Source organism: Thermomonospora curvata DSM 43183 (genome assembly GCF_000024385.1).
In the GTDB taxonomy this organism is placed as follows: Bacteria; Actinomycetota; Actinomycetes; order Streptosporangiales; family Streptosporangiaceae; genus Thermomonospora; species Thermomonospora curvata.
Window position 1 is genome coordinate 1000476 of sequence record NC_013510.1, and the last position, 23965, is coordinate 1024440.

A 23965-nucleotide genomic window follows, 5' to 3' on the forward strand; every position below is an offset into this window, starting at 1 on the left:
GCCTGCGCTTCACGGGCTCCGGGGCATCCCGGAGCCCTTGTGTTTTCGGGGCTCTGACCTGCGGCGATGCCTTGAATCTCATCCCGCGTATATCCCGCGAACGGTGCTCCGGGCCTGCTCACGGTGGCACTCGGCTGCATACGCCGATCATGGGGGAGAAGTGAGAAAGCGCAGGCCAGAGGCTGTTTCGCCTGATCGTTTGAGCGCCCCCGGCAGGATTCGAACCTGCGACACACGGTTTAGGAAACCGTTGCTCTATCCCCTGAGCTACGGGGGCCCAACGCAGGTCAGAGCCTAGCGGACCCGCCCGGCTATCCGCTGCACGCGGCGGCCATTGCGTGCATATTGCCCCGTGTCCGGGTAGGCGCTCTGGCCGCTGACCGTCGTCCGGGTCCAGGGTACGCCGTCCGCTGCCTCTCCCGCGCGGGGTTATTGGCGTACCTGCCCGGGGCCCAGCGGGCTGGGAGCGGCGTCTCGGGCCGGTCGTATGGCCCCCGGGGCAGGGGGCATGGGTGACGGTTGCGGCGATCTCTGTCCGTTGTCTTGCCCGAAGGCTGGCGGTTTGCTTGATCGAGGAGGCCTCGTCTCATCGGTCAGGGCGGCTTCTGTTCGAGTTCGTGCCGTTCGGGGGAGTGTCGGGCCGATCCCCGACTTCCAGACCCTGATGCGGTCCTTCACGCTGGTGGCGCGGTGATCATGAGTCTGCCGCGGTTGTCGCGGCGATGGCCGACCATTTCGGGCTGAGTGCGGAGGAGCTGTGCGGGGCTGCTGCCCTCAGGCGGGCAGAAGCTGTTCAACAACCGGATCACCTGGTCCATCACGCACATGGCCCAAGCCGGGCTGCTGGAGCGGCCTCGTCGAGGCGTCACCCGGATCACCGGCCGGGGACGGAAAGCCCTGGCCGGGCACCCGGACCGCGTGGACATGAAGGTGCTGAGCCGGTTCGCCGAGTACCGCGAGTTCCGCGCTCGCCGTCGCAGGCCCGCCGAGTCGGCCGGTGAGGCGGATCTGTCACCGGCGGACGCCTCTCCGTTGGAGCTGATCCCCCACTTGGTCGCCGAGGCGCACGCGGCACTGGCCGATGAGCTGGTCGAACGGCTTCGCGGGGCGCCCCCGGAGTTTCTGGGACGCTGCGTGGTGAAGCTGTTGTCCCGGATGGGTTACGGCGGCCCTGAGGGCGAGGTGCGCCGTCTCGGCGGCCCAGGATGAGGGTGTGGAGGGCCTGATCCGCCAGGACCCTCTCGGGTTGGACGTCGTCTACATCCAGGCCAAACGCTATGCCGCCGACCGGATGGTGCGGCGTCCCGACGTCCAGGCCTTCGCCGGCGCGCTGCAGGGCGCTCAGGCTTCCCGGGGGATCTTCATCGCCACCACCGGTTTCTCCCCGGACGCCATCGACTTTGCGGAGAAGGTCCCTTCCCGGATCGTCCTGATCGACGGCCGGCGCCTGGGTGAACTCATGATCGTCTACGACTGTGGCGTCCAGGAAGCCCAAACCGTCACGATCAAGAAGATCGACGAGGACTTCTTCAGCGGCGAATGAGCCGGCCACGGGCTGCTGCTTCGCTGGGCATGACCTCGTGGCCGCTGAACGCCCCTGTCTGACCGGCCCTGTGTTCCGCTGCGCGACCCGAAGGCCGTGGAATGCCGGTTCCCGCGCATGGCGAGCGAGCTTCAGCAAGTGTTCGGCGGCTCTTCGGTCATACGGGACGTCCTCTGCCGCATGATGGCCCGGTGGCGAATCCCGCCCGGCGCGGCATGCTCTGACGGAAGAGGGACGGAATGACCGTTGTGGCGAAGCCGGACCGGTGGGCGGCGTCCAAGAGGTTCTTCGCGGCCGCCGCCGCTCCGGCCTGCTTCGTCCTCGCTTTGCTGCTGTCGGCGTTCTTCATGCTCATCCTCCCCGGAGCGGTCGTCTACACGGTCGTGTGGGGAGAACGGGCCGTGGCCACCATCGAGGCGTGCGAGCGGCGCCAGGTGCGTCACGACACCACGTACCTGGACTGCCGCGGCAGCTGGCGTTTCGCCGACGGCGCCCGGGGCTCCGGTCATGTCTCCGGGGTCGGCGGGGACGACATCGGGCGGGAGGTCCCGGTGCGGGTGGGGCCGCTCGGCCCGTACGCCGGTGGCCTGGGCCGTTCGCGGCACGCGCTGATCCCCGGGGCGCTCATGTGGGCGGTGAGTCTGCCGGTGGCGGGGGTCGCCCTTTACTTCCTTTTCCGGGCACGGGCCCGGGCACGGCGAGTGCTCGCCGAAGTCGGCGAGGCGGACGGCCTGATGGGGCGGCGCCGGTTCCGCGACGGACACGGCCGGACGCTGCTGAGATTTCGCGCTTCCTCCCGCCCGCCGATCGTCTTGAGCGGCGTGGAGTCCGCGCAGCGCGGAGGGCGACGATTCGCGACCTCGCGTCCCTTTGTCACCGCCCGTGTTCCCTCGGGCGGTGTCGCGTTCTTCATTGCGCGGCTGGCCGGGGGGTTCGCGGTGTTCGATGCCGATGGCAGGCCGGCATTGGTGGTGCGCAGGAGCAGCGTCTCCCCGCCCCGGCTGGAGATCTTGGCACCTGATCGGACCCCGCTCGGCCGGATCGTCCCCCACCCGGGCGGCGAGGACCGGCCCGGTGTCGCCTTCGCACTGATCACAGAGGGGGACGGGGAGACGGCGGCGGTCGTCGTGGCGAAGTTCCTGCGCTGGGTCGTGGTGTTCTGCGGGGATCCGCCCGAGCCCTTGCGCCAGGCGGCGACGGCGTTCGCGTTCGAGGCGCTGCGCCTGACCAGATGAGCTCGAAGGGGGAGGCGCCCCGCGCCCGGAACGTGGAGATCTTCGGCTCGAGGGCGGCCGGATCGCCGTGGGCGCCCCTGGAGGGACGCTCGCAGGTCGGTCCCTTCCGGCAGCAAGCCGCCATTCGGTGAGCCGCCGGACGTGCTGCAGGAGGATTTGCCGAGCGCTCCTTCGGCGACGCCGTTGAATCCCTTGGCCCGGCCCGCCGGCTCGAGAGCGACCAGTGAACCTTTTCAACACGACGTTCCCGCAGGTGGGGACGGGGGCCTCGCAATCAGGAACGGCGCCGTGACTTCGGATACCGCCGGGGCTCCCGTCTCCGGCACCCAGGACCACGTGTTGAAAAAGGTTCAGTGGATGGTGCACGACCGCTGGTGGGGAGTCGCGCTCGGCGGTGCATGGACGCATGCGGCACAGCAGGCCGCGTCCGTGCCGCTCAATGAGGAACGCGACTGATCGACGCGGACTCCGAGGAGGAGAGGAGCGCCTTGGGAAAACCCTGCTCTCTCCCGTGAACGGCAAGAGTCGGCGCAGGTGCTCATCTACTGGAGCCGATGCCAATGGGATGGTCGTCGCTCGATTCCATCCGAAGCAACAGGGCTCTGAGCGCTGGGACGCTCGTCCAAGTGTGCGGTGAGGCGCTGGACGGGCCGTTGCGAGCGGGTGAGCGTCCGGCCACGGGGGAGTGCGGAACGAGGAAAGAACTGGGAGCGGACACAACGGGTGGCGGCGGAGACGAGGAGCCCGTGGCTGCGGGATCGGCGGATGAGCAGTCGTTGTGTGTCCGCTGACAACAGTGGGGAAGCGGATGCGGATGGGATGAGTGTTGCGAATATGGGCTGATCGATACCCTGTCTGCCGTGGCGGGACGGCATCGTGGACGGAGCGCCGGCAGCCGGTGGTTCCGAAGCAGACGGGGAGCCGGGGTGCTCGGCGGGTCCCTGGCCGTTCTCGGGCTGCTGGCGGGGGCCGTGGCGCTGTCGGGGTCCGACGACCGGCCGCGGCGTGGACCGCAGGGCGCGGCCATGGGGGTGCAGGGGAGAACGGCCGAGCCGTGGACGGGGACCCCGGAGGCGCACCCGACGTTCGGCAAGTACGTGCCGCCGCGGCCGGTGGGGACTGCGGCGCAGCCGGAACCGAAGCCGAAGGCCAAGACGCCCGTGCCGTCCGCGTCGGCGTCCATGCCCCCTGCGAAGCCGTCGAGGCCGAAGGAAAGTCCCCGGCCTCGGCCCCGGCGGTCGGCCAAGCCGGATCGCCCTGAATGTCCGGATAGTTGGCGTTACAACCCCTTCATGCGTCGCTGGTGCGAACATCGGGGTTATCACGCGGATTGACGTCGGTTGTGCCTGGTCGAGGAGGCAACCTGTAGTAGCGTTCCTGCGATTCCACTTCCCGGTTCCCGGAGGACACGCAGGTGCTGATCCAGCGATCAGCGGCGCTGGGCGCGGCTTTTCTGGTGGTGACGCTGCTCGCGGTGCTCTGCGCTCCGCAGGGTTGGGTGCCGGCGGCGGCCGCCCGGAGCGCGACCGACCCCGTCGAACGGCTTCGCCGTGAGGCCGACAAGGCACGCGAAGACCTGGAGAAGGCCACCAAGAAGTGGGAGAGCGGCAAGAAGGAGCTGGCCAAGTCCCAGGAGAAGCTGCGCAGGACCCTGCAGGAGCTGGGCAAGGCCGAGGCGGAGCTGAACCGGATCCGGGCCCCGCTCGCCCAGCTGGCGAACACCGTCTACCAGAACCCGGGCTCTACCGGGATGCTGGGGCTCTTGAACGGCGGCGACTCGATGGCCTCGCTGCGCATGACGGCGGATTTGGCGCACATCGCCATGGGGCAGCAGAAACTGATCCAGCGGGCCGACGAGCTGCAGGAGCGGTACGAGAAGCTGGCCTCCACCGCCCAGGAGCTGCAGTCGCGCAACGCCGTCGAGCAGACCCGGCTGCAGCAGCAGATCCAAGCGCTCAAGCAGCGGTCCGCCGAGCTGACCGCGCAGCTCACCGCCATGCTCGACCAGCTTGACGTCAGCAGGGAAAGACGGCTGCTGCTGAGCTGCCCGGAGGATCTGGTCGCCGACGCGCGCAGGTACCCGAACGGGCTGATCCCCTCCAAGTACCTGTGCCCCCTGCCGCAGAAGGGGGAGTATTTGCGAGCCGACGCCGCCAGGGCCTTCTACCAGCTGAACACGGCCTACAGGAAACGGTTCGGACGGGACATCTGCGTCACGGACTCTTACCGGAGCCTGAGCGAGCAACAACAGATCTACTACCGGCGCCCGGGGTTCGCCGCGATTCCCGGACGCAGCAACCACGGGCTGGGCACGGCGGTGGACCTGTGCGGCGGCGTGCAGATCTCCGGTTCGGTCCAGTTCAACTGGATGGAGGCCAACTCCCGCAAGTACGGCTGGTTCCACCCGAGCTGGGCCTACAGCAATCCCTTCGAACCCTGGCACTGGGAGTTCGGCTCCGAGCACTGAGGTTTTCTCAACGAGCTGGTGCCGCCGAAAGGAGACATCGGCCCGCAGGCCGCGGCGCATGAGCGCCGATGAAGACCAGGAGAAGAGCGAGGCGACCCGCGCACGCCGTCGCCACCGGGGATGAAGGGCCACCGGAGCGGTCGGGCGTGCCTTCGCCCCGGTGGAGGGCGATACGGCGCAGCCCCTAAGAGAACCTCGGTGAGTTCCTTCGCGGAAGGCTCGCCGCGAGGTGCGTTTTGCGCACGGAAAGCGGTGCAGAGCCGTCAAGCCGTAGGGCAGGATGACGCCTCTTCGGTCGTGGGCACCGCCGAGAACGACGGCTTGCAGCACCGGCAAGGGGCGGTACCCGGCGGTATGCGGGACCAAGGCGGTTGACTGCGGGGGCGTTCACCGGCACCACGGCGGGCGCACCGCCGTCCCGGTGAGGGCGTGGGCTGCGCCGTCTCGGTGCGAAGACTGCGGCGGACGCCCCTCTGCCAGGTGCTCTGCGGCTTTCGCGAAACGGGCTGCTCGGCAGCCTCATACGGCCCTCCTCAAAGAGGACGCAGGCGTTCGTGTGCGGATGGGATGCGCCCGGGTCGCGAGCTCAGCCGGTGGCCGGTTCGACCTCCGAAGTGCAGAACCGGCAGCGGGTGGCGCGCAGCGGGATGTCGCTCAGGCAATGCGGGCACTCGCGCTCGGTCGCCTCCTCCCGGCGCTGCATGAGGAGCAGCAGCCTGCCCATCGGCAGGACGACGAAGAAGTAGACCACCGCGGCGATGATCAGGAAGGAGATCGCCGAGGTGAGGAACACCCCGTAGGGGAACTTGGTGCCGTTGACGGTGAAAGAGAGGGACTGGTAGTCGGGCTGGCCGCCCAGCAGGGCGATGAGCGGGGTGATGAAGGCGGTGACGAAGCTGGTGATCAGTGCCCCGAACGCGGAACCGATGACGACCGCCACCGCGAGCTCGACCAGGTTTCCCCGCAGCAGGAACTTCTTGAAGCCTTTCATTGATGTCTCCGTGATTGTCGGACCTCTTGCGACGCGCGTCCCATCCGCCCGGCGCAATGGCGGTGCAGCCGGGGCAGCCCGGTCGAGGGAGACGGGAAGTGGCCTCGGATTCTCGCGGAAGCTATCTGACAAGGGGCGTCAGGGCGCGCTGGAAAGAGCCGTCCTGGCTGATCTTGGGTGAACCTCTATCGCCGGCGAGCCGAAGGGCGGATCAGCTTGTGACGATCGTTACGGAGAGCCGTGCGCCCGAGGCTCCGGCCAGCACGGCGGCCTGCTCCCGCGTGGCGGCCACGACGACCAGGCCTCCCTCCTCGCCGGTTCGGGCGTCGTCCCGGAGCACCGCGAGCACCGGCAACGCCGCCGCCACCAGCCGTGCCGGCGGGAACCCCACCGGGATCGGATGCGATCCGCCGGCATCGGAGCGGCCGGCCGGCCGGTTCCCGCCAGGGGACCTTCGGGCGGCCACCGGGCTGACCTGCCGGGCAGGGCTCCCGGCTGGGTGAAGCGCTCCGGCGGGCTTGGAACCGTCTGCGCCTCCCCCGGCCGGATGAGCCCTCATGGCAGATCCGTCTTGGCCGGAGGCGAGCGGGACCGGAACAGGTGAGCCCGGCGTGGACGGCGGTCCGGATAGAGCTGGTCCGCTCCCATCTGAGGGTGCGAAGGACGGCGCCGTTCGGGAGGGGGAGCCGGGGGAGGGTGAACCGCTCGGGTTTGCTGTGGGCGGGTCCGAGTCGGAGGCGTCCGAGCCGGAGGACTTTGATTCGGAGGAGGGGGAGCCGGAAGCGTCCGGAGATGAGGCGGAGCCGACCGGTGGCCGGGAGGAGAGGTCGCCGGTGCCGGGGGCAGGGGGATTCAGATCGTCCACGTTCAGATCGGCGATGCCGGAGCCGCCTGAGAACGCGGTGGCGAAGACATCGATGCGGTCTCCTGGGCGCAGCAGGCGAAGCGCGGCGGTGTCGGCCACACGGATCGGGGCGGCGACGGTGCCGGGCCCGTACCCCTTGAGCAGCCCGTCACCGACCAGGCGGGTGTCGGTGACGATCTCGCCTCGCCTCATCGGGCCGGCCAGGACCCGGCCGACGACACGGTCCCGCAGCGCTCCGTCGGGAACGGCGGCGGACGGCATCATGACGGGCCGTATGTCCTGCTCGCGCAGCTCGGTTCCGCCGGGAAGGTCACGGGCCGCGGTGAGGACCCGCACGCCGGCCGGGGCGGGCGGGTGGACGGCGGCCAGGCCGAACGCCACCGACAGGGCGGCGAGGACGGCCGCGACCAGACGGCGGTGACGCTTTAAACGCATGACGACGGCCCGAGTGGTGCGTTGAGAGGCCGTGTTCGCGTGCTTCATCGCGTTCTCCTTTCGGCGAGATTTTTCGGTGAACCGTTTTCGCCATGCCGTTCCCGCAGGCCGGAATGGGGCGCCGCACTCAGGGATGAGGCCGTGACCTGCGATGTCATGGCCTCGGAAACCGTCGAGGCTCCCGGAACCGCTTGGCGAAAAGGTCCGCGGAGGTTTTCTCAGCGAAGACGGAGCCCATCTCGTGACGCCCCTGACGGGGGCATGGCACGGTCGGCCAAATCCCGTCCTGACCGTGACAGCCCGCTCGGGGACGCCCCGTCCGCGCCCTCACCAGGGTCTTTCCGCGGCCCCGACGTGTTGCCGCTTCTTCGGGACACCAGGGCGTTGGGACAACCTCACTGCCGATACGGCTCTGGTGGGGCTCGGCCGTGAGTGTTCGCCGGTGAACCTTTTCTCAACACGTGGCCTTAAGCGCCGGAGACGAGGGCATCGACGATGCCCGGTGCCGTGGCGTCTCAGGTCACGGCATCGTTCTCAACTGCGATCCACCCATCTCGGCTCAGGGACGGTGCGCTGGCAGGGTTCGGTGGCGTTGTAGCGGTAACCGGGCCGGGGAAGACAGGCCCGGGGAAGAAGGAGCCGACCGAAGGCCAGGATGTTCCGAACCGGGACGCACAGGCCACCCATCACCACGCGGTTTCGGGCGCGGGCAGCGGAAGTCCTCGGTGGCGCCCGCTGGGGGCGTCACAGTCGCCCTTGACTGTGAGGAACCCGCTTGGACCCGCAGGAACGGCGTGCTGAAAGCCCTGCCCGGTGGGTGCGAAGCGGCCTTCCGCCCGGGGAGGGGTCAGGGCAGTTGCAGCGGGAGGTTCATGTCGTCCAGTGCGTGAGGGCAGGGGCAGTCGCGATCGGCGGGGAGGGCCTCGACCACGGCGGTGACCAGGGAGCGCAGCCGGTTGACGTTCTTGGCGAAGACACGGAAGACCTCCTCCATGGTGACCCCTTCGCCTTCCTCGATGCCCGCGTCCAGGTCGGTGACGAGGCAGATCGGGGTGTAGCACAGGGCCAGTTCACGGGCCAGGACGGCCTCGGGATGGCCGGTCATGCCGACCAGCGTCCAGCCCTGGGCGGCGTACCACTGCGACTCGGCGCGGGTGGAGAAACGGGGACCTTCGATGACGACGAGGGTGCCTCCGTCGACGGGCTCCCAGTCGGCCTTGCGCGCGGTGTCGAGGACGACCCGGCGGCCCACCGGGCAGTACGGGTCGGCGAAGGAGACATGGATGGCGCCGCCCTCTTCGTAGAAGGTCTGGACGCGCCCGTAGGTGCGGTCGACGAGCTGGTCGGGGACGGCGAGGGTGCCCGGACCGTACTGGGGCACCAGCGAGCCGACCGCGCTGGGGGCGAGCACCTGGCGGACGCCGAGGGAACGCAGCGCCCACAAGTTGGCGCGGTAGGGGATCTTGTGCGGGGGATAGCGGTGGTCGCGTCCATGCCGGGGGATGAAGGCGACCGTGCGGCCGGCGACCGTGCCGACCGCTATCGGGTCGCTCGGCGGACCGTAGGGGGTGTCGAGGCGGACCTCCTCGATGTCGTCCAGGAACGAATAGAAACCGGATCCGCCGATGACCCCGATCGTGGCGGTGGAGGTAGTCATGGCGCCGACCTTAACCAGCGGCCGGACCACACGGGAGCTTCCCCGCCGATTGTGGATAACCGCACGATCCGTGCGGAGCGCCGCTCTTGCGGCCGGCGGCGGACGAAAAGGCCCCCGCGAGCGGCGCCGGCACCGCTCGCGGGGGCAGGGACGCAGGTCAGGCGCGCTGCAGGACCCGCTGGGACTCCGGCTCATCCGGCCCGGCGGGGGGAGCGGCACGACCCAGGCGGCTGGGGAACCAGATGCGGCGGTCCAGGTCGTGGCACAGCGCCGGCAGCAGCAGGGACCGGACGACGAAGGTGTCCAGCAGCACCCCGAACGCCACCACGAAGCCCATCTCGACCATCATCACCAGCGGCAGGGTCAGCAGCGCGGCGAACGTGGCGGCCAGCACCAGGCCGGCGGAGGTGATCACGCCGCCGGTGACGGTCAGGCCGCGCAGCACGCCGCGGCGGGTGCCCAGGGTCTGCGACTCCTCGCGGACCCGGTGCATCAGGAAGATGTTGTAGTCCACGCCCAGCGCCACCAGGAAGATGAACGCCAGCAGCGGGAATCCCGGGTCGGTGCCCTCGAAGCCGAAGAGGTGCGTGAAGACCAGCCCGCTGACGCCCAGGGTGGCCAGGAACGACAGCAGCACGGTGCCCATCATCAGCAGCGGCGCCACCAGCGCCCGCAGCAGCGCCACCAGGATGCCCAGCACCACCACCAGCACGATCGGGATGATCACCAGGTTGTCGCGGACGGCGGCCCGGTTGATGTCCACGGTGGTGGCGGTGACGCCGCCGACCTTGGCGTCGGCCCCGGGGACGGCGTGCACCGCTTCGCGCAGCCGGTCGATGGTGCGCTGAGCGGCCTTGCTGTCGGCGGGGTCGGCCAAGGTCACCTCGTAGCGGACCAGGCCGCCGGCGGTGACCGGCGCACTGACCTCGGCCACGCCCCGCGTCTCGGCGATCGCCGCGTCCAGCAGCCCGGAGGCGGCGGCATCGCCGATGACGATCGCCGGGTTCCCCGCACCCGCCGGGTAGTGCCGGGCGAGCGCTTCGGCACCGGCGATCGAGTCCGGCTTGCCGACGAACTGGCCGGCGTCTGAGACGCCCTCGGCCTTGAACGAGCCGAGGCCGAAGGCCGCCCCCACCAGGACGAGCGAGATCCCCGCGGCCAGCATCCGGGGGCGCCGGCCCACCAGGCGGGCGATGCCCGACCAGAAGCCGTGCTCGGTCTCATACGCCTCAGGCGCCAGGTATTTGGCGTCGTAGCGGGGGATCAACGGCCAAAACAGCCACCGGCCGAAGATGACCAGCAGCGCGGGCAGCAGCGTGGTCATGGCCAGCAGCGCGGTGACCACTCCGGCGGCGGCGACCGGGCCCAGCCCGGCGGTGGAGTTCAGGTCGGCGGCCACCAGGCACAGCAGCCCCAGGCTGACGGTCCCGGCGGAGGCCACGATGGCCGGGCCGGCGCGGTGCAGCGCGAACGCCATGGCCTCGTGCCGGTCGCGGTGGCGGTGCAGTTCCTCGCGGTAGCGGGCGACCAGCAGCAGCGCATAGTCGGTGGCCACCCCGAACACCAGCACGGTCAAGATGCCGGCGCTTTGGCCGTTGACGGTCAACCCGGCGTGCTTGGCCAGCAGGTAGACCAGGCCCTGCGCCAGGCCGAGGGCGGCCAGCGCGCTCAGCACCGGGATCAGCCACAGCACCGGGCTGCGGTAGATGAGCAGCAGCAGCACGATCACCACGGACCCGGCGGCCAGCAGCAGGAAGCCGTCGATGGTCTCGAACACCTTGATCATGTCGCTGCCGGCGCCGGCCGGGCCGGTCACGTGCGCGGTCAGGCCCGGCGGGCCGCGCTTGACCAGTTCCCGGGCCTCTTCGACGGCCTTGACCTGGTCGGCGTCCTCCAGCGGGAGGAGGGTCTGCAGCGCCTTGCCGTTCTTGGCGGGGATGGGGCCTTGGGGCTGCCGCGCGCCCGGCAGCCGGCTCAGCGGCCCCAGGTCGGCCTGCGCCTTGGCGTGGTCGGCGGCGGTGATCCCCGAGGGTCGCTCATAGACGATCACCGCCAGCGAGATCTCCTCGTCGCGGAAGCGTTTTTGCAGCTCGACGACCTGGGTGGACTCGGCGCCGCCCGGCAGCCATGCGGCGGCGTCGTTCTTTTCCACCTCCGACAGCCGGCCCGCCAGCGGGCCGACCAGCGCCAGCAGCACGATCCACAGGGCCAGCACGGCCCACTTCGCCCTGCCGTCGACGGGCAGCGCGGCGAGCCGGGCCCACCGTCCCTGGGGCGGCGTCTGACCTGGTGCGGTCATGATGTCCCCCATTTGAGATATGTCGTGTCTATGGGCAGCAGACTGTCTCGGCTTCGGAGGTATGTCAAGTAATATCTCGAAGAAGCGAGGGGTGAGCCGCCTCACCCGGCGCCCTCCCACGGTCCGCCTCGGCCGTGCCGGGGACTCCACCGGCATGCGGAACGCGCCGCCCGGGAACCTGCCGCATGAGTCGATGGTCGGGCGGCGGGAACGGGTGTGCATCGTCCCGCAGACGGGGATGGCGGCTGCGCCCCGGGAGGGAGACGACGGCGAGGCGGTCCACCCTGGGGAGGAGACCGCCTTCGCTCCGACCGCCAGGCCTTACCGATTTTTCTGCAGGCCGAAATGCTGAATCAATCCCATGAGCCGGGATGAGGCGAGCCTCCCATTGTTGAGGAATTTTTCGGCCTCCAAGAGCCCACCTCGAAAGAAGTGGGATGCACGGAGAAGAAGCGTCCGCATGCAGCGGTCTTTGCCTCTTGAGCCCGTGCGGACGCGCATGCACAAGGCCCCGGTGACCCTCTTCGTCACCGGGGCCTATATGAACGTGCCCGGACGGCCGCAGCAGGCCTTTCCGCATGCGTAGCTTCAGGTCTTGGGACGCCGGGACCCATGAATTCGGCGTCGCCTCATGTCACGGCATTGTTGCCCATGGCGATGCGCTCGTCTCGGCTGTGAGACGAGGGCACGGAAAAGCACGGCGCGGCGTCCGCGGCCGGGTGTCCTGCGGCCGTGCCCTCAGGACCTCCGGTCGCCGTCCAAGACGGATGAGGCGGGCGGCGGTGGAGGAGCACCCCAAGCCTCGCGTTCCAAGACCGCCGGTCCGGCCGGCACCGGACCCCGAAAGCCCGCGGGCGCGTGGCGCCGATGCCGTTCCGGAAGGCCCGAGCGGCCGGGCAGAGGTGATCGTCCGTCCGCCCGCAGGGGACCTGGACGGACGAGATCAGGCGACCTTGGAGCTGGAGTCGGAGGAGGACGACGTGCCGGAGCTGCTCGAGGAGTCGGACTTGCTCGAAGAGTCGGACTTGGCGGACGAGGAACTCGACTTGCCGCCGCCGCTGCGGCTGTCGGTCCGGTAGAAACCGCTGCCCTTGAAGATGATCCCGGCCGCGGAGAAGACCTTGCGCAGCCGGCCCTTGCACGACGGGCACTCGGTCAGCGGGTCGTCGCTGAACTTCTGCACGACCTCGAGGCGCTCGCTGCAGTCGGTGCACACGTACTCATACGTCGGCACGGGTCTCCTCCTTGCCGCCACAGCCCGCGGAAGATCCGCAGACTGGCACTCTCATGACACGACTGCTAATAGTACTGCTCACGCAACCCCGCACATCCCATCGGCCCGGCTGCCCTCCGCCGAAGGGGCGCTTCCGCCACAGCGCCCATGAGGGCCGCCTGACCAGGAGAAACCCGCTCCGATGCGGGGGGAGGGGGACCTGCGTGCCCCCGTCCGCAAGGGCGACGGGCCGCAACCGGCCGGACGCTGAGATCCGGCCCGCTCCCTGCGTCCGGCATGCGGCGGCCGCACCCGCGCCACCGGAAATGTGATGTCAGTCACCTTTTTCGCCGAACCATCCGGCCAGCTTGCCGCGGCGGCTGACGGCCCGCAGCCGCCGTTCGGTGGCCTCGCGCACATCGGCGGTGGCCACGACCAGCAGCACGTCCCCGCCGCGCAGCACGGTGGTCGGCCCGGGGACGAAACTGCGGCCGTCGCGCACGATGAGGGTGATGGACGCCTTGGCGGGCAGCCGCAGCTCGAAGATCTCCACCCCGCTGAGCGCCGAGTCCTCCGGGATGCGGACCTGCAGCAGATCGGCCTGCAACTGCTCCAGGGGGGCGGCCTCGACGTCCAGGTCCTGGGCCTCGCCCTCGGCGGAGATGCGCAGCGCGCGGGCCACCGGCGGCAGGGTGGGGGCCTGCAGCAGGGTGAAGACCACCACGATCACGAAGACCAGCGCGAACAGCCGGTCGGCGCCGGGCACCCCCTCTGACAGCGGCACGGTGGCGAACACCACCGGCACCGCCCCGCGCAGCCCGGCCCAGGACAGGAAGATCCGCTCCTTGCGGGAGACCCCGAAGCCCAGCGTGGAGGCCCACACCGACAGCGGCCGGGCCACCAGCACCAGCACCGACCCGGCCACCAGCGCCGGGATCACCTGGGCGGGCAGATCCGACGGCTCGGCCACCAGCCCCAGCATCACGAACAGCCCGATCTGCGCCAGCCACGCGATGCCCTCGGCGAAACCGCGGGTGGCCGGCCGGTGCGGCAGCCGGGCGTTCCCCAGCGCCAGGGCGCACAGGTAGCAGGCCATGAAGCCGCTGGAGTGGATCAGCGTGGCCGCCCCATAGGAGCCGACCGCCAGCGACATCACCGCGATCGGGTACAGGCCCGAGGCCGGCAGCGCGGCCCGCCGCAGCGCGAAGATCCCCAGCCAGGCCGTCACCAGCCCCACCGCGGCCCCGGCCGCCAGCTCGTAGGCCATCAGCGGGACCACCAGCCACGGCCCGGGCCCGTGCGCGTCGGTGGTGCTCAGCAGCACGACGATGAGGATGACGGGGGCGTCGTTGAAGCCGGACTCGGCCTCCAGGATCCCGGCCAGCCGGTGCGGGATCGGCAGCCGCCGCAGCACCGAGAACACCGCCGCCGCGTCCGTGGGCGCCAGCACCGTGCCCAGCAGGAACGCCAGCCGCCAGTCCAGCCCCAGCAGCTAGTGCGCGGCCACCCCCACCACCGCGATGCTGACGCCGATCCCCACGGTCGCCAGCGCCAGCGCCACCGGGACGGCGGGTTTGACGTGGCGCCAGCTGGTGGTCAGGCCGCCCTCGACCAGGATCAGCACCAGCGCGGCCCCGACCAGCAGCCATATGTCGAGCCGCACATTCCACCCTTTGCGTCTCGTCCGAGTGATTCGTGTAGGGATCCTACAGAGAGAGTCGGGTAACTGCGCACATACGGTTAACTCAAAGCGGCGCGGCGGCACGCAACGGCACCGCCGCGCCGGCCATCGCGGGCTTCCCCGCCTCACCGCGCTCACCTGGGACGAGGTCCCGGCGGCGAAGGAACCGGCCCCCGGCCTCCAGAAGGGCTCAGGAAAAGCGCACCAGCCCCTGCGAAGGGGTCACGACGGCCTTCAGCCGCTGGTCGTGCGGCTCGGCGGGAAGCTCATCGACCAGCTCGTGGTCGTACACCAGCCCCACCGTGAGGATCCCCGGCTCCACCCGGGCCAGCGCCCGGTCATAGGAACCGGCGCCCCGGCCCAGCCGCACCCCCGTGCGGTCCACCGCCAGCGCCGGGACCAGCACCACGTCCGCCGCCTTGATCGCCTCGCGGCCGCGCGACGGCTCGGTCGGCTCCAGCATCCCCGCCGACCCCGGCCGGGACGCCGGGGCCATCGAGTCCGGGCCCTCATAAGAGGCCCAATCCAGATCGCCGTCCGGCAGCAGCCGCGGCAACAGCACATACGTTCCGCGCTTCCACAACGCGAAAATCAGGCGGTGGGTCTCCGGCTCACTGCCGAACGACATGTAGGCGGCCACCGAGGCGGCCATCTCCACCTCCGGCAGCCCGAGCAGTTCGTCGCGCAATGCCCGGCCGGCGGCGGCCCGTTCACTTTCGTCCAAAGCGGCGCGGGCGGCCAGAAACCGCCTGCGGAGCTTAGATTTCGACTCGGTATTCTGCACGCTGGGGTCCTCACAAAGCGGTTAGGGTCTGTTCATGCCTGACATGAAACCTGTGACGAAGGCCGTCGTCCCTGCGGCCGGCCTCGGTACCCGATTCTTGCCCGCCACCAAGGCCACCCCCAAGGAGATGCTGCCCATCGTCGACAAACCGGCGATCCAGTACGTGGTCGAAGAAGCGGTGGCCGCGGGGTTGACCGATGTGCTGATGATCACAGGGCGCAGCAAACGTTCTATTGAAGACCATTTCGATAGGGCTTACGAACTTGAGGAGGCGCTGCGCGCCAAGGGCGACGAGGAGCGGCTGGCCTCCGTCCGGCAGTCCAGCGAGCTGGCCACCATCCACTATGTGCGGCAGGGCGACCCCAAAGGGCTCGGCCACGCGGTCTACTGCGCACGCCAGCACGTGGGAGACGAGCCGTTCGCGGTGCTGCTCGGCGACGACATGATCGACGCGCGGGACGCCCTGCTGACCCGCATGATCGAAGTCCGCCGGCGGTACGGCGGCAGCGTGGTGGCGTTGATGGAGGTCGAGCCCGACCAGGTCTCCGCCTACGGGTGCGCGGCCATCGAGCCGACCGATTCGGAAGACACCGTGCGCATCACCGACCTGGTCGAAAAACCCCCCGCCGACCAGGCCCCCAGCCGGTGGATCATCATCGGCCGCTACGTCTGCGACCCGGCCGTCTTCGACGTGCTGGAGAAGACCCCGCCCGGCCGCGGCGGCGAGATCCAGCTGACCGACGCCCTGCTGACCCTCGCCCACATGCCCGCCGACCAGGGCGGCGGGGTGCACGGCGTACTGTTCCGGGGACGGCGCTACGACACCGGCAACAAGCTGGAGTACCTGCGCACCGTGGTGCAGTTCGCCTCCGAACGGGAAGACCTGGCACCGGAGTTCATGCCCTGGCTTCGGGAGTTCGTCAACAAGCACGGCTCGTGAACGATCACTTCGATTCCCACGCCCACCGGCCGCGGCCGCAGGAGCTGCGGTCGGTGGACGAGCACCTCGACCAGATCCTCAAGACGGTGCCGCTGCTGGCACCGCTCGACCTGGCGCTGCCGGAGGCGCAGGGGGCCGTGCTGGCCGAACCGGTGTCCGCACCGGTCCCCCTGCCGCCGTTCGACAACTCCGCCATGGACGGGTACGCGGTGGTGGCGGCGGACGTGGCCGCCGCCTCACCGGCCGCCCCGGTCACCCTGTCGGTGATCGGGGACGTGACCGCCGGCGACACCGGCATCTGCGCGATCCGCCCCGGTCTGTGCACCCGCATCATGACCGGGGCGCCCATCCCCGCCGGAGCCGACGCCGTCGTCCCCGTGGAGTGGACCGACGGCGGCACCGTCACCGTCCGCATCACCCGCCCCGTCCCTCCCGGCCGGCACATCCGCCGGGCCGGGGAGGACGTCCGGGCCGGGCAGGTGGTGCTGCAGCCGGGCGTGCGGCTGGGCGCCACGCAGCTGGGCATGCTCGCCGCGCTCGGCCGCGCCCGGGTCAGCGCCCGCCCCAAACCGCGGGTGGTCGTGCTGTCCACCGGGGACGAGCTGCGCGAGCCGGGCACCACGCTGGCCCCCGGCCAGATCTGGGACTCCAACGGCTTCATGCTGACCGCCGCCGTGAACGAGGCCGGCGGGGTCGGCTTCCGGGAGACCTCCCTGGCCGACGCCCCGGAAGAGGTGCTGACGGCGCTGCGGGAACAGCTGACCCGCGCCGATGCGATCATCACCACCGGCGGGGTGTCGATGGGCGCCCGGGACGTGGTCAAAGAGGCGCTGAGCGGCACCCTGACCTTCGCCAAGGTGGCGATGCGCCCCGGCAAGCCCCAGGGCTTCGGGCTGCTGGACGGCGTCCCCGTCTTCACCCTGCCCGGCAACCCCGTCAGCGCCTACGTCTCCTTCCAGGTGTTCGTGCGCCCGGCGCTGCAGGCCATGCAGGGACTGCCGCCCCAGCCGCCGCCGACCGTCACCGCCGCGCTCACCGAGGACGTCCGCTCCCCGGCCGGGCTGCGCCACTACCTGCGCGCCCGCCTGACGCACGGCCCGCAAGGGCTGTCGGCCGTCCCCGCCCAGGCGCAAGGATCGCACCAGATGAGCGCACTGGCCTCGGCCGACGCACTGATCGTGGTCCCGGAGGAACGCGACGTTCTGCGGGCGGGGGAAGTGGTGGAGGTCTGGCCTCTGCCACGATGAGACTCCGCAAGATCCGCATCGACTCCGAAAGCCACGATGAGAGCGCGTCAGCATTTCTCCGTCCCCGCAGGGACGTCCCGGAAAGGCAGGGGACGCCGAGGTGAATGAGCCCGCATCCCCGCAGGGGTTCTCGCACCTGGACGAGTCCGGCCGGGCGCACATGGTCGACGTCTCGGCCAAGGAGGTGACCGCCCGCACCGCCACCGCCAGTGGCTTCGTCCGCCTGTCACCCGAATGCGTGGCGACCCTGCGCGCCGGGGACGTCCCCAAGGGGGACGCGCTGGCGGTGGCCCGCATCGCCGGCATCCAGGCCGCCAAACGCACCCCCGACCTGGTGCCGCTGTGCCACCCCATCGCCATCCACGGCGTCCGCGTCGACCTGGACGTCCGCGACGAGGGCGTGGCGATCGAGGCCCGCGTCCGCACCGCCGACCGGACCGGGGTGGAGATGGAGGCGCTCACCTCGGTCACCGTGGCCGCCCTGACGCTGATCGACATGGTCAAGGCCATCGACCCGGCCGCCACGATCACCGACGTGCGCGTCGAGGAGAAGACCGGCGGCAAGAGCGGCACCTGGCGGAGACCGGCATGATCCGGGCGATGGCGGTGACGGTCTCCAACCGGGCCGCGGCGGGCGTCTACCCCGACCGGTCCGGGCCGCTGCTGGCCGAGCTGCTGGCCGAACTGGGCTGCCGGGTCGACGGCCCGGTGGTCGTCCCCGACGGCGAACCGGTCGCCGAGGTCCTGTCGCAGGCGGTGGCGGCCGGCTACGACGTGGTGGTCACCACCGGCGGCACCGGGCTGACCCCCACCGACCGGACCCCCGAGATGACCCGGAGGGTGATCGAACGGGAGGTCCCCGGAATCGCCGAGGCCATCCGGCTGCAGGGCCGCGACAAAGTGCCCACCGCGATCCTGTCGCGCGGGCTGGCCGGGATCGCCGGGCGCACCCTGATCGTCAACCTGCCGGGCTCCACCGGCGGGGTCCGCGACGGAATGGCGGTGCTGGGACCGGTGCTGGTGCACGCCGTCGAGCAGATCGCCGGCGGCGACCACCGGCGAACCGATGATTCACCCGTCACCAATTGATGACCTCAGCCAATGGCGCCGGCACATCCGGCGAGGGATTATTGAGGATGTGGAACACTTGCGAGGTTGGCCGGTCACCTTGACCGAAGGGCCGGTCGGCCTTCGGCCGTTGCGGATGCGGGACGCGGCCCGATGGCGGGATCTGCGCGTCAGAAATGCCGACTGGCTGCGTCCGTGGGAACCGACCAACCCGGAGACGCCGCTGTTCCGGACCGGGTTGGGACCGTACCTGAGCATGGTGCACACCATGCGCCGGGAGGCCCGGCAGGGGCTCGCGCTGCCCTGGGTGGTCACCTACGAGGGCGAGTTCGTGGGACAGCTCACCATCGGCGCCATCGTGTGGGGTTCGGCCAGGTCGGCGCAGATCGGCTACTGGATCGACCGCCAGGTCGCCGGGCGCGGGGTGATCCCCACCGCAGTGGCCATGGCCGTCGACCACTGCTTCTTCACCGTCGGGCTGCACCGGCTGGAAGCCAATATCCGCCCCGAGAACACCGCCAGTCGCCGTGTGGTGGAAAAGCTGGGTTTCCGTGAAGAAGGAATTCGCCGCCGCCAGCTGCACATCGACGGAGCCTGGCGTGACCACATCTGTTACGCCCTCACCGTCGAGGACGTGCCCGGCGGACTGCGTTCCCGCTGGCAGGCCACCATGAAGCAGACTTTCCCCCGATCTTCTTCCTGACCGTGGATTTCCTACGACACAGAAAGCGCCGGTAAACGGCGGGCAACGGCGTTCGCGATCTCGCGACACACCGCCTCTTATGCTCGTCAAGCGCTGACAGTGAGTCCTACCGTGCGGGACGTGAACATGCGCGCGCCAACGGTCAGCCCGCGTCCTTGGCGTGCAGTCGAGGAGGGCCCTTGAGCAGCACCCTCCTCTACCTCGCCATCGTCGCGGTCTGGGCCGTGGTCCTCGTCCCCATGTGGCTGCGCCGCGACAACGACGGGTTTTCCCGCATCCTCCACAAGCGTCCCGAGCCCATCGACGAGCTCGACCTGGACGAGCCCGACCTGGAGGACCCCGCCGTGGAGGAGGACGACTCCTCACCCTACGACGAGCCCGCGCCGGTCCCGCCGCCACCCCCGCCCCCGGTGCGCCGCCGCTCCGGCCGCGCCGCGGTGATCGCTCGCCGCCGCCGCCGCACGTTCGGCCTCACCCTCCTGCTGATCGCCGCCATCGCCGTCACCGCCACCGCCCGCGCCCCCTGGTGGACCGCCCTGCCCGCCGCCGTCCTCCTGGCCTGCCACCTGGCCCTGCTGCGCGTGGCCGCCGGCATGGACGCCGCCCGCCGCCGGGCCGAGGCCCGTGCCCGCGCCCGCGCCGCCGCGGCCCGCCACGCCCGCCGCACCGCCCCTCCCGCCCACCACGCCGAGGTCATCGACCTGCCCGCCGGCCGCGAGGTCTTCGACCAGCACGCCGACGAACGCCGCGCCGTCGGCGACTGACCCGATATCGGTGCGCGAAGCACTCCCGGAGTTTGCTAATCTTGCGGAGTCATTGTTTGGGGCTGTAGCGCAGTCCGGTAGCGCACCTCGTTCGCATCGAGGGGGTCAGGGGTTCAAATCCCCTCAGCTCCACCGCAGGTCAGAGGCCGGTTCCGACTCCCGGAACCGGCCTCTTGCACTGTCTGGTGTCCGTTTTGGGAGCGGATTTGGGAGCAGAGCCCGCCCGCCCTGCTGTGCGGGGGCCGGGGCCTCCCAGCCGCTCGGTGGCCTGCTGCACCCACCGGTACACCGTGCACGCTCACCGACAGCCGTCCTGGATACTCGTCAGATCCGCCGTACCGCCCATGGCCCGAGCCGCTCCGGCAATCTGCGATCCGCCCGGTGGGCGTCCAATGCGCGGCCGACCGGACAGGCCACCCGCTTCGCTGGCGTTGAACCGGGTGATCCAGCGTCGCACCGTACTCGGATCGCCCCTCAAAAGCACGGCGATCTGCGCTGCCGGCGACCCGTGCAGCGACGACAGCCCCGGCATCGCCCGCGCGACCGGCGGATCTGGGAGTCAGAGCGGTTGGCGAACACGCCGAGCGGACGCATACCGACCACGACCTCACCGGGTGGGATGGACGCTGGGGGTGCAACTTCGATGCACCCCCATCGGTGCGCTGTCAGCGTCCTTAGGCTGCGGTGACCTCGTTCCGGGTTAGGTGCAGAACTTCTAGATAGGCGCTTAAACCAGGGGCAAAGGCTGCAGCCGCGGTGCAGGCTGCGGTCCTCAGGGGCATAGGCTCCCTTTCAGGCGGGCACCATCGCTCGGAATAAAAGCGGGAACGGCGCGCGGGATGTCCGACGCGTCGGTCTCGGCAGCACAGCGAGGAATTCGCACGGCCACTGTTAGCGAATCCCGTCCGCACCGTTGGGGCTGGCCGACAATGAGCGGCAGAGGACGACAGACCCCGGCGGCTTTTGACGGGGGTTCCGGCTTGGGCCGGTGGCCGCCAGAGTGAAGGCGCAGTTCGTGGGTTATGAGACCACCTCGGCGGTGCGGGCGCGGTTGCGGGCCGAGCGCAAGCAGCGGCGTTGGGATGCGGTTCGGCTGGCTCGGGAGATGCCGGCGGTGATGGACGACACTCAGCGTCCGACCGTTGCGAGCCTGGCCCGCAGTATCGAGCGGTGGGAGAAGGGGCAGGTCACCCGGACCACCGAGCGGTACCGGCTGGTGTACGCCGAGGTGTTCGGCATCCCAGAGGCTGAACTGTTCGCCCCCTCGCCTCAGTCAGGCCCCCCAAACCTTGGAGGACAGCAGTGCCGTGGGGGCTGCCGGCCGTTACTGCCGTCAGGGACCTGTCGCCCCGGAGCTGGTTGTGTACTTCCTGGAACAGTTGCCCGGCCACTACCGCGCGGACATGTGGCTTGGGCCCCGCCACCTCATCCCCACCGTCGCCACCCAGGCCCAACTCATCGAGGAGCTGAGCCGCGCCGCCGATGCCCCCACCCGGCAAGGTCTCCTCGGCGCCGGTGTCGCCTATTCCTCCTTGCTGGGCCGGCTGTACCAGGACGCCGGTGACGTAGAACGGTCCGGCCACTGGCGCGCGGCGGCCCTGGACATGGCGCATCGCTCCGGCGACCCGCAACTGATCTCCTATGCGCTGACGAACAAGGCGATGCTGGCCATCGACCTCGGTGACGGCCGGGCCGTCTTCGACTACGCCACCGCCGCTTTGGCCGATGAGCACCGGCTGTGCCCGAAGGTGCGGGTCTTGGTGCTCGTCCACCAGGCACACGGCTGCACCATGCTTCCCAGCGGAGACCGGGACACCGTGGACCGGCTGCTGGACCGGGCGGCCGATCTCGTCGACCAGGTCGATGATGACTACCTCTGGGGCAACGCCTGCCGAAGGACCGGCGGCTACATCGACGTCCAGCGCGCCACCGCATACCTGCGGCTGGGCGCCTACCAGGCCGCCGCCGACCTGTGGGACCGGCTCCTGGGGGAGGCGCCGCAGTCGGTACGCCGCGATAACGCGGTGTTCTGGACGAGGTGGGCCGGGGCGCTGGCCGCCGTGCCGGAACCGGAGCGGGTGGTCCAGATCGCGGCAGCGGCGGCGCCGATCGTGGAGAGCACCGGGTCGGCGCGGCTGCGGCGGGAGCTGCCGGTGCAGCCGCTGCCGCCCGGCGAGTGGACGCGGCGCCCGCTGGTCGAGGAGGTACTCGACCACGCGCCGCCGGAGAAGGTATTCGTGATCGACCCGAAGAGCCTGATTCAACCCCGGAACGAAGAAGCCCCACTCTTTGCGGGGAGGGTGGGGACGCTGGGGCAGGTGCCGGGAAATGCGATCCGCTGCGCCGCCGGCCGGCCTCCGGAGGATTACGCCCTGCCCTGCCGACTTTAGGGCGCCCTGGCCCCATCTACCTGGGGCCAGGGCGTTGCATGCGCCGCGTGTCCCGCCGCGACGGGCCTACGCTACAGGCCAGGTGAGACAAAGCCCACCGGTCACCGGCCGGTCGGGCTACTGACGCTCAGCGCCGTCCGGCCACACCACATCGACCGGGACGCCGATCTTGCGTGCGTGTTCCACCACGTCGCCGGTCCCGCCGTACCCGCCGGCCGGAAGCCCGTCCCACACCGCGACCAGACGATCCACGCTCTCCAGCAGCATCTTGCTGGCCGCCATGTACGCCTGCCGCCCGGACGTGGCGTGCCCCGTGTACCGCACCGACGACGCCCGGCCCAGCAGGTCGTCGAACTCGGCGAGGTTATCGGGCTTGACCTTTGCGTCCCGGTAGTCGGGAGCGGGCAGGATCACCTCGACCCGTCCACCGGAGTCCAGGACGGCGCGGGCGAAGATCTGATCGGCGCCCCGCGCCAGGCACGTCACGCCCACCAGGTCGCCGTCGTATCGACCGAGCAGGTCCCACAGCGCGTCGTAGACGAGTTGCTCGGTGGCCTCAGTCAGGTTCGAGTGCCCGGTGACGCCGACCCTCACGCATGCTCCTTCATGTCGTTGTGAAACCGGTCTTTCAGCTCTGCCCGGACGTCGGCGATCACCGAAGCGTCCGCGTACCGCGCGGACTCTGCGTAGAAGTCTCCCAGCCGGCGGCGCACCCTCCCGGACCGGATGGTGCCGCAGATCCGGGCGGCCTCCCGGACTGCCTGAGCGGCTTGTTCACGCTCGTCCACCAGCAGGCACGCCCGGCCCAGCCCCACCAGGTCGAAGGCCCGGTTCCGCAGCCGCTGCGACGGGCGCAGCTGCAGCGCCGTGGTGATGTACTCCACCGACCGGCGGGCGATGGCGCGATGATCGGCCCCGGCCCGGGCCCTCGCCAGGGCCAGGTCCCGGTAGCGGGCGCCGATCACCCCGGCCAGCTCGGCCTGGTCGAACCTCGTCACCCAGTACGGCATCGGCCTGCCGCTGTCGGCGCCGAATTCTTCCTCGGCTATCGCGACCGTCCGGTGGAACGCCTGGACGCGGCCCATCTGGGCATACGCCCACCCCTCGCGGGTCCGCAGCATCGCCCGCACCCTGCCGGGCGTATCCCCGCGGACCCCGTCCAGGGCGAGCCGCACCAGGTCGAGTGCGTCATCGGGCCGGTGCAGGTCGAGCATCTGCCGGGCCATCGCCCCCAGGATGTTCGCGCCGAACATCCTGTCACCGGCGGCGTGGGAGGCCCGCAGCGACAGCCGGTAGTAGCGTTGCGCGACCGGGTGCTGGCCGGCGTCGAACGACATCGACGCGGCGACCTTCGCCAGTTCGGCCAGTACGGCGAACAGCCGCCGGGTCACCTCCGCCCCCTGGGGGGTGCTCAGCAGGTCGGCGACCTCGTTCAGCTGGCCGATGACGGCCTTGCGGCGGATGCCGAGCCGGAACCGGGAGTCCCAGTGCCGCAGCAGCCGCGTCCACGCCTCGATCCGCTCGACCTCCTCCAGCCCAACGGTGCTTTTCCGCCGGGGCGAGGCCGGCCGGCCTGGGTGATCCACGGCTCCAGCTGCTCGGTCAGAGCCGCGCCCACTAGCAGTGCACCGACCTGCTTGCCGGCGTCGCGGCGGGTCACCGACAGGTCGGCCAGGGTGGTGC

General features: G+C 70.5%; 22 protein-coding genes, 2 tRNA genes and 1 pseudogene. 13 read left to right on the forward strand and 12 right to left on the reverse strand.

The features are described from left to right. Positions 1-204: 204 nt before the first annotated feature. A tRNA-Arg gene (locus tag TCUR_RS04410) sits at positions 205-277 on the reverse strand. A 467-nt stretch (positions 278-744) separates the two neighbouring features. On the opposite strand from TCUR_RS04410, the gene TCUR_RS24650 reads away from it, so the two are divergent. From TCUR_RS24650 to TCUR_RS04425, 5 genes are all read left to right on the forward strand, one after another. Next, positions 745-1209 (forward strand): winged helix-turn-helix domain-containing protein, encoded by a 465-nt coding sequence (locus tag TCUR_RS24650; RefSeq protein ID WP_052305412.1) that lies wholly within the window; start codon positions 745-747, stop codon positions 1207-1209. Positions 1210-1213: 4 nt separating this feature from the next. Beyond that, positions 1214-1543 carry a restriction endonuclease gene (locus TCUR_RS24655; RefSeq protein WP_052305413.1) on the forward strand — a complete coding sequence of 110 codons (330 nt, stop codon included), beginning with the start codon at positions 1214-1216 and terminating at the stop codon, positions 1541-1543. Positions 1544-1782: 239 nt separating this feature from the next. Further along, positions 1783-2778, forward strand: coding sequence for a hypothetical protein (locus tag TCUR_RS04420; protein ID WP_012851271.1), 996 nt, complete (start codon positions 1783-1785; stop codon positions 2776-2778). A gap of 288 nt (positions 2779-3066) precedes the next feature. Further along, on the forward strand, positions 3067-3234 hold the full coding sequence (locus TCUR_RS26915; RefSeq protein ID WP_012851272.1) for a hypothetical protein: 168 nt from the start codon (positions 3067-3069) through the stop codon (positions 3232-3234). A gap of 958 nt (positions 3235-4192) precedes the next feature. Continuing rightward, positions 4193-5245, forward strand: coding sequence for a M15 family metallopeptidase (locus TCUR_RS04425; RefSeq protein WP_012851273.1), 1053 nt, complete (start codon positions 4193-4195; stop codon positions 5243-5245). A gap of 586 nt (positions 5246-5831) precedes the next feature. Here the strand turns inward: TCUR_RS04425 and mscL are convergent. The 8 genes from mscL to TCUR_RS04470 form a co-directional block, all read right to left on the reverse strand. Beyond that, complete coding sequence (gene mscL / locus TCUR_RS04430; protein WP_012851274.1) at positions 5832-6236, reverse strand: large conductance mechanosensitive channel protein MscL; 405 nt, start codon at positions 6234-6236, stop codon at positions 5832-5834. A 211-nt stretch (positions 6237-6447) separates the two neighbouring features. Then, positions 6448-7584 (reverse strand): SAF domain-containing protein, encoded by a 1137-nt coding sequence (locus TCUR_RS25405; RefSeq protein ID WP_012851275.1) that lies wholly within the window; start codon positions 7582-7584, stop codon positions 6448-6450. 799 nt (positions 7585-8383) lie between these two features. Then, positions 8384-9193 carry an S-methyl-5'-thioadenosine phosphorylase gene (locus tag TCUR_RS04445; protein WP_041440862.1) on the reverse strand — a complete coding sequence of 270 codons (810 nt, stop codon included), beginning with the start codon at positions 9191-9193 and terminating at the stop codon, positions 8384-8386. Between the two features lie 157 nt (positions 9194-9350). Then, positions 9351-11492 (reverse strand): MMPL family transporter, encoded by a 2142-nt coding sequence (locus TCUR_RS04450; protein WP_012851277.1) that lies wholly within the window; start codon positions 11490-11492, stop codon positions 9351-9353. Positions 11493-12435: 943 nt separating this feature from the next. Beyond that, entirely contained in the window at positions 12436-12726 is a 291-nt protein-coding gene (locus TCUR_RS04460; protein ID WP_012851280.1) for an FmdB family zinc ribbon protein, read from the reverse strand. 313 nt (positions 12727-13039) lie between these two features. Continuing rightward, positions 13040-14197: a potassium/proton antiporter gene (locus TCUR_RS04465; RefSeq protein WP_342610203.1), complete on the reverse strand. Its 1158-nt coding sequence runs from the start codon at positions 14195-14197 to the stop codon at positions 13040-13042. After that, the gene (locus TCUR_RS27760) at positions 14198-14368 is read right to left on the reverse strand and encodes a hypothetical protein (protein WP_245536975.1); all 171 of its coding nucleotides are present in this window, start codon (positions 14366-14368) and stop codon (positions 14198-14200) included. A 208-nt stretch (positions 14369-14576) separates the two neighbouring features. Continuing rightward, positions 14577-15170, reverse strand: coding sequence for a 5-formyltetrahydrofolate cyclo-ligase (locus tag TCUR_RS04470; RefSeq protein WP_012851281.1), 594 nt, complete (start codon positions 15168-15170; stop codon positions 14577-14579). Between the two features lie 34 nt (positions 15171-15204). On the opposite strand from TCUR_RS04470, the gene galU reads away from it, so the two are divergent. The 7 genes from galU (at position 15205) to TCUR_RS04505 (ending at position 20024) form a co-directional block, all read left to right on the forward strand. Then, positions 15205-16110 carry a UTP--glucose-1-phosphate uridylyltransferase GalU gene (gene galU, locus TCUR_RS04475; protein WP_012851282.1) on the forward strand — a complete coding sequence of 302 codons (906 nt, stop codon included), beginning with the start codon at positions 15205-15207 and terminating at the stop codon, positions 16108-16110. A 44-nt stretch (positions 16111-16154) separates the two neighbouring features. Further along, a complete protein-coding gene (gene glp, locus TCUR_RS04480; protein ID WP_041440869.1) occupies positions 16155-17357 on the forward strand; it encodes a molybdotransferase-like divisome protein Glp in 1203 nt (400 codons plus the stop codon). Between the two features lie 100 nt (positions 17358-17457). After that, positions 17458-17949 (forward strand): cyclic pyranopterin monophosphate synthase MoaC, encoded by a 492-nt coding sequence (gene moaC / locus TCUR_RS04485; RefSeq protein WP_012851284.1) that lies wholly within the window; start codon positions 17458-17460, stop codon positions 17947-17949. Beyond that, a complete protein-coding gene (locus tag TCUR_RS04490; RefSeq protein ID WP_012851285.1) occupies positions 17946-18446 on the forward strand; it encodes a MogA/MoaB family molybdenum cofactor biosynthesis protein in 501 nt (166 codons plus the stop codon). Before moaC ends, TCUR_RS04490 begins: the two co-directional genes overlap by 4 nt. Positions 18447-18495: 49 nt before the next feature. Further along, positions 18496-19128, forward strand: a complete 633-nt coding sequence (locus TCUR_RS04495) for a GNAT family N-acetyltransferase (RefSeq protein ID WP_245537048.1) — start codon at positions 18496-18498, stop codon at positions 19126-19128. 179 nt (positions 19129-19307) lie between these two features. Beyond that, entirely contained in the window at positions 19308-19892 is a 585-nt protein-coding gene (gene sepX, locus TCUR_RS04500) for a divisome protein SepX/GlpR (RefSeq protein WP_012851287.1), read from the forward strand. Positions 19893-19950: 58 nt separating this feature from the next. Then, positions 19951-20024, forward strand: a tRNA-Ala gene (locus tag TCUR_RS04505). Positions 20025-20190: 166 nt separating this feature from the next. Here the strand turns inward: TCUR_RS04505 and TCUR_RS28475 are convergent. After that, entirely contained in the window at positions 20191-20424 is a 234-nt protein-coding gene (locus tag TCUR_RS28475; RefSeq protein WP_083789775.1) for a helix-turn-helix domain-containing protein, read from the reverse strand. 775 nt (positions 20425-21199) lie between these two features. On the opposite strand from TCUR_RS28475, the gene TCUR_RS04510 reads away from it, so the two are divergent. Further along, on the forward strand, positions 21200-22282 hold the full coding sequence (locus TCUR_RS04510; protein WP_483754780.1) for an NsdA family TPR-like regulatory protein: 1083 nt from the start codon (positions 21200-21202) through the stop codon (positions 22280-22282). Positions 22283-22399: 117 nt separating this feature from the next. Here the strand turns inward: TCUR_RS04510 and TCUR_RS04515 are convergent, their stop codons facing one another. Beyond that, a complete protein-coding gene (locus tag TCUR_RS04515) occupies positions 22400-22876 on the reverse strand; it encodes a hypothetical protein (RefSeq protein ID WP_012851289.1) in 477 nt (158 codons plus the stop codon). Next, positions 22873-23919 (reverse strand): annotated as a pseudogene (locus tag TCUR_RS27765) (NsdA family TPR-like regulatory protein); the annotation flags it as partial. The gene TCUR_RS04515 and the pseudogene TCUR_RS27765, both read right to left, overlap by 4 nt. Between the last annotated feature and the right edge of the window lie 46 nt (positions 23920-23965).

Excerpts from the sequence above, each read along its gene's own strand:
- TCUR_RS04420 (WP_012851271.1), top strand. The coding sequence starts at position 1,783 with ATGACCGTTGTGGCGAAGCCGGACCGGTGGGCGGCGTCCAAGAGGTTC.
- mscL (WP_012851274.1), bottom strand. The coding sequence starts at position 6,236 with ATGAAAGGCTTCAAGAAGTTCCTGCTGCGGGGAAACCTGGTCGAGCTC.
- TCUR_RS25405 (WP_012851275.1), bottom strand. The coding sequence starts at position 7,584 with ATGAAGCACGCGAACACGGCCTCTCAACGCACCACTCGGGCCGTCGTC.
- TCUR_RS04445 (WP_041440862.1), bottom strand. The coding sequence starts at position 9,193 with ATGACTACCTCCACCGCCACGATCGGGGTCATCGGCGGATCCGGTTTC.
- TCUR_RS04450 (WP_012851277.1), bottom strand. The coding sequence starts at position 11,492 with ATGACCGCACCAGGTCAGACGCCGCCCCAGGGACGGTGGGCCCGGCTC.
- galU (WP_012851282.1), top strand. The coding sequence starts at position 15,205 with ATGCCTGACATGAAACCTGTGACGAAGGCCGTCGTCCCTGCGGCCGGC.
- TCUR_RS04490 (WP_012851285.1), top strand. The coding sequence starts at position 17,946 with ATGATCCGGGCGATGGCGGTGACGGTCTCCAACCGGGCCGCGGCGGGC.
- TCUR_RS28475 (WP_083789775.1), bottom strand. The coding sequence starts at position 20,424 with ATGCCGGGGCTGTCGTCGCTGCACGGGTCGCCGGCAGCGCAGATCGCC.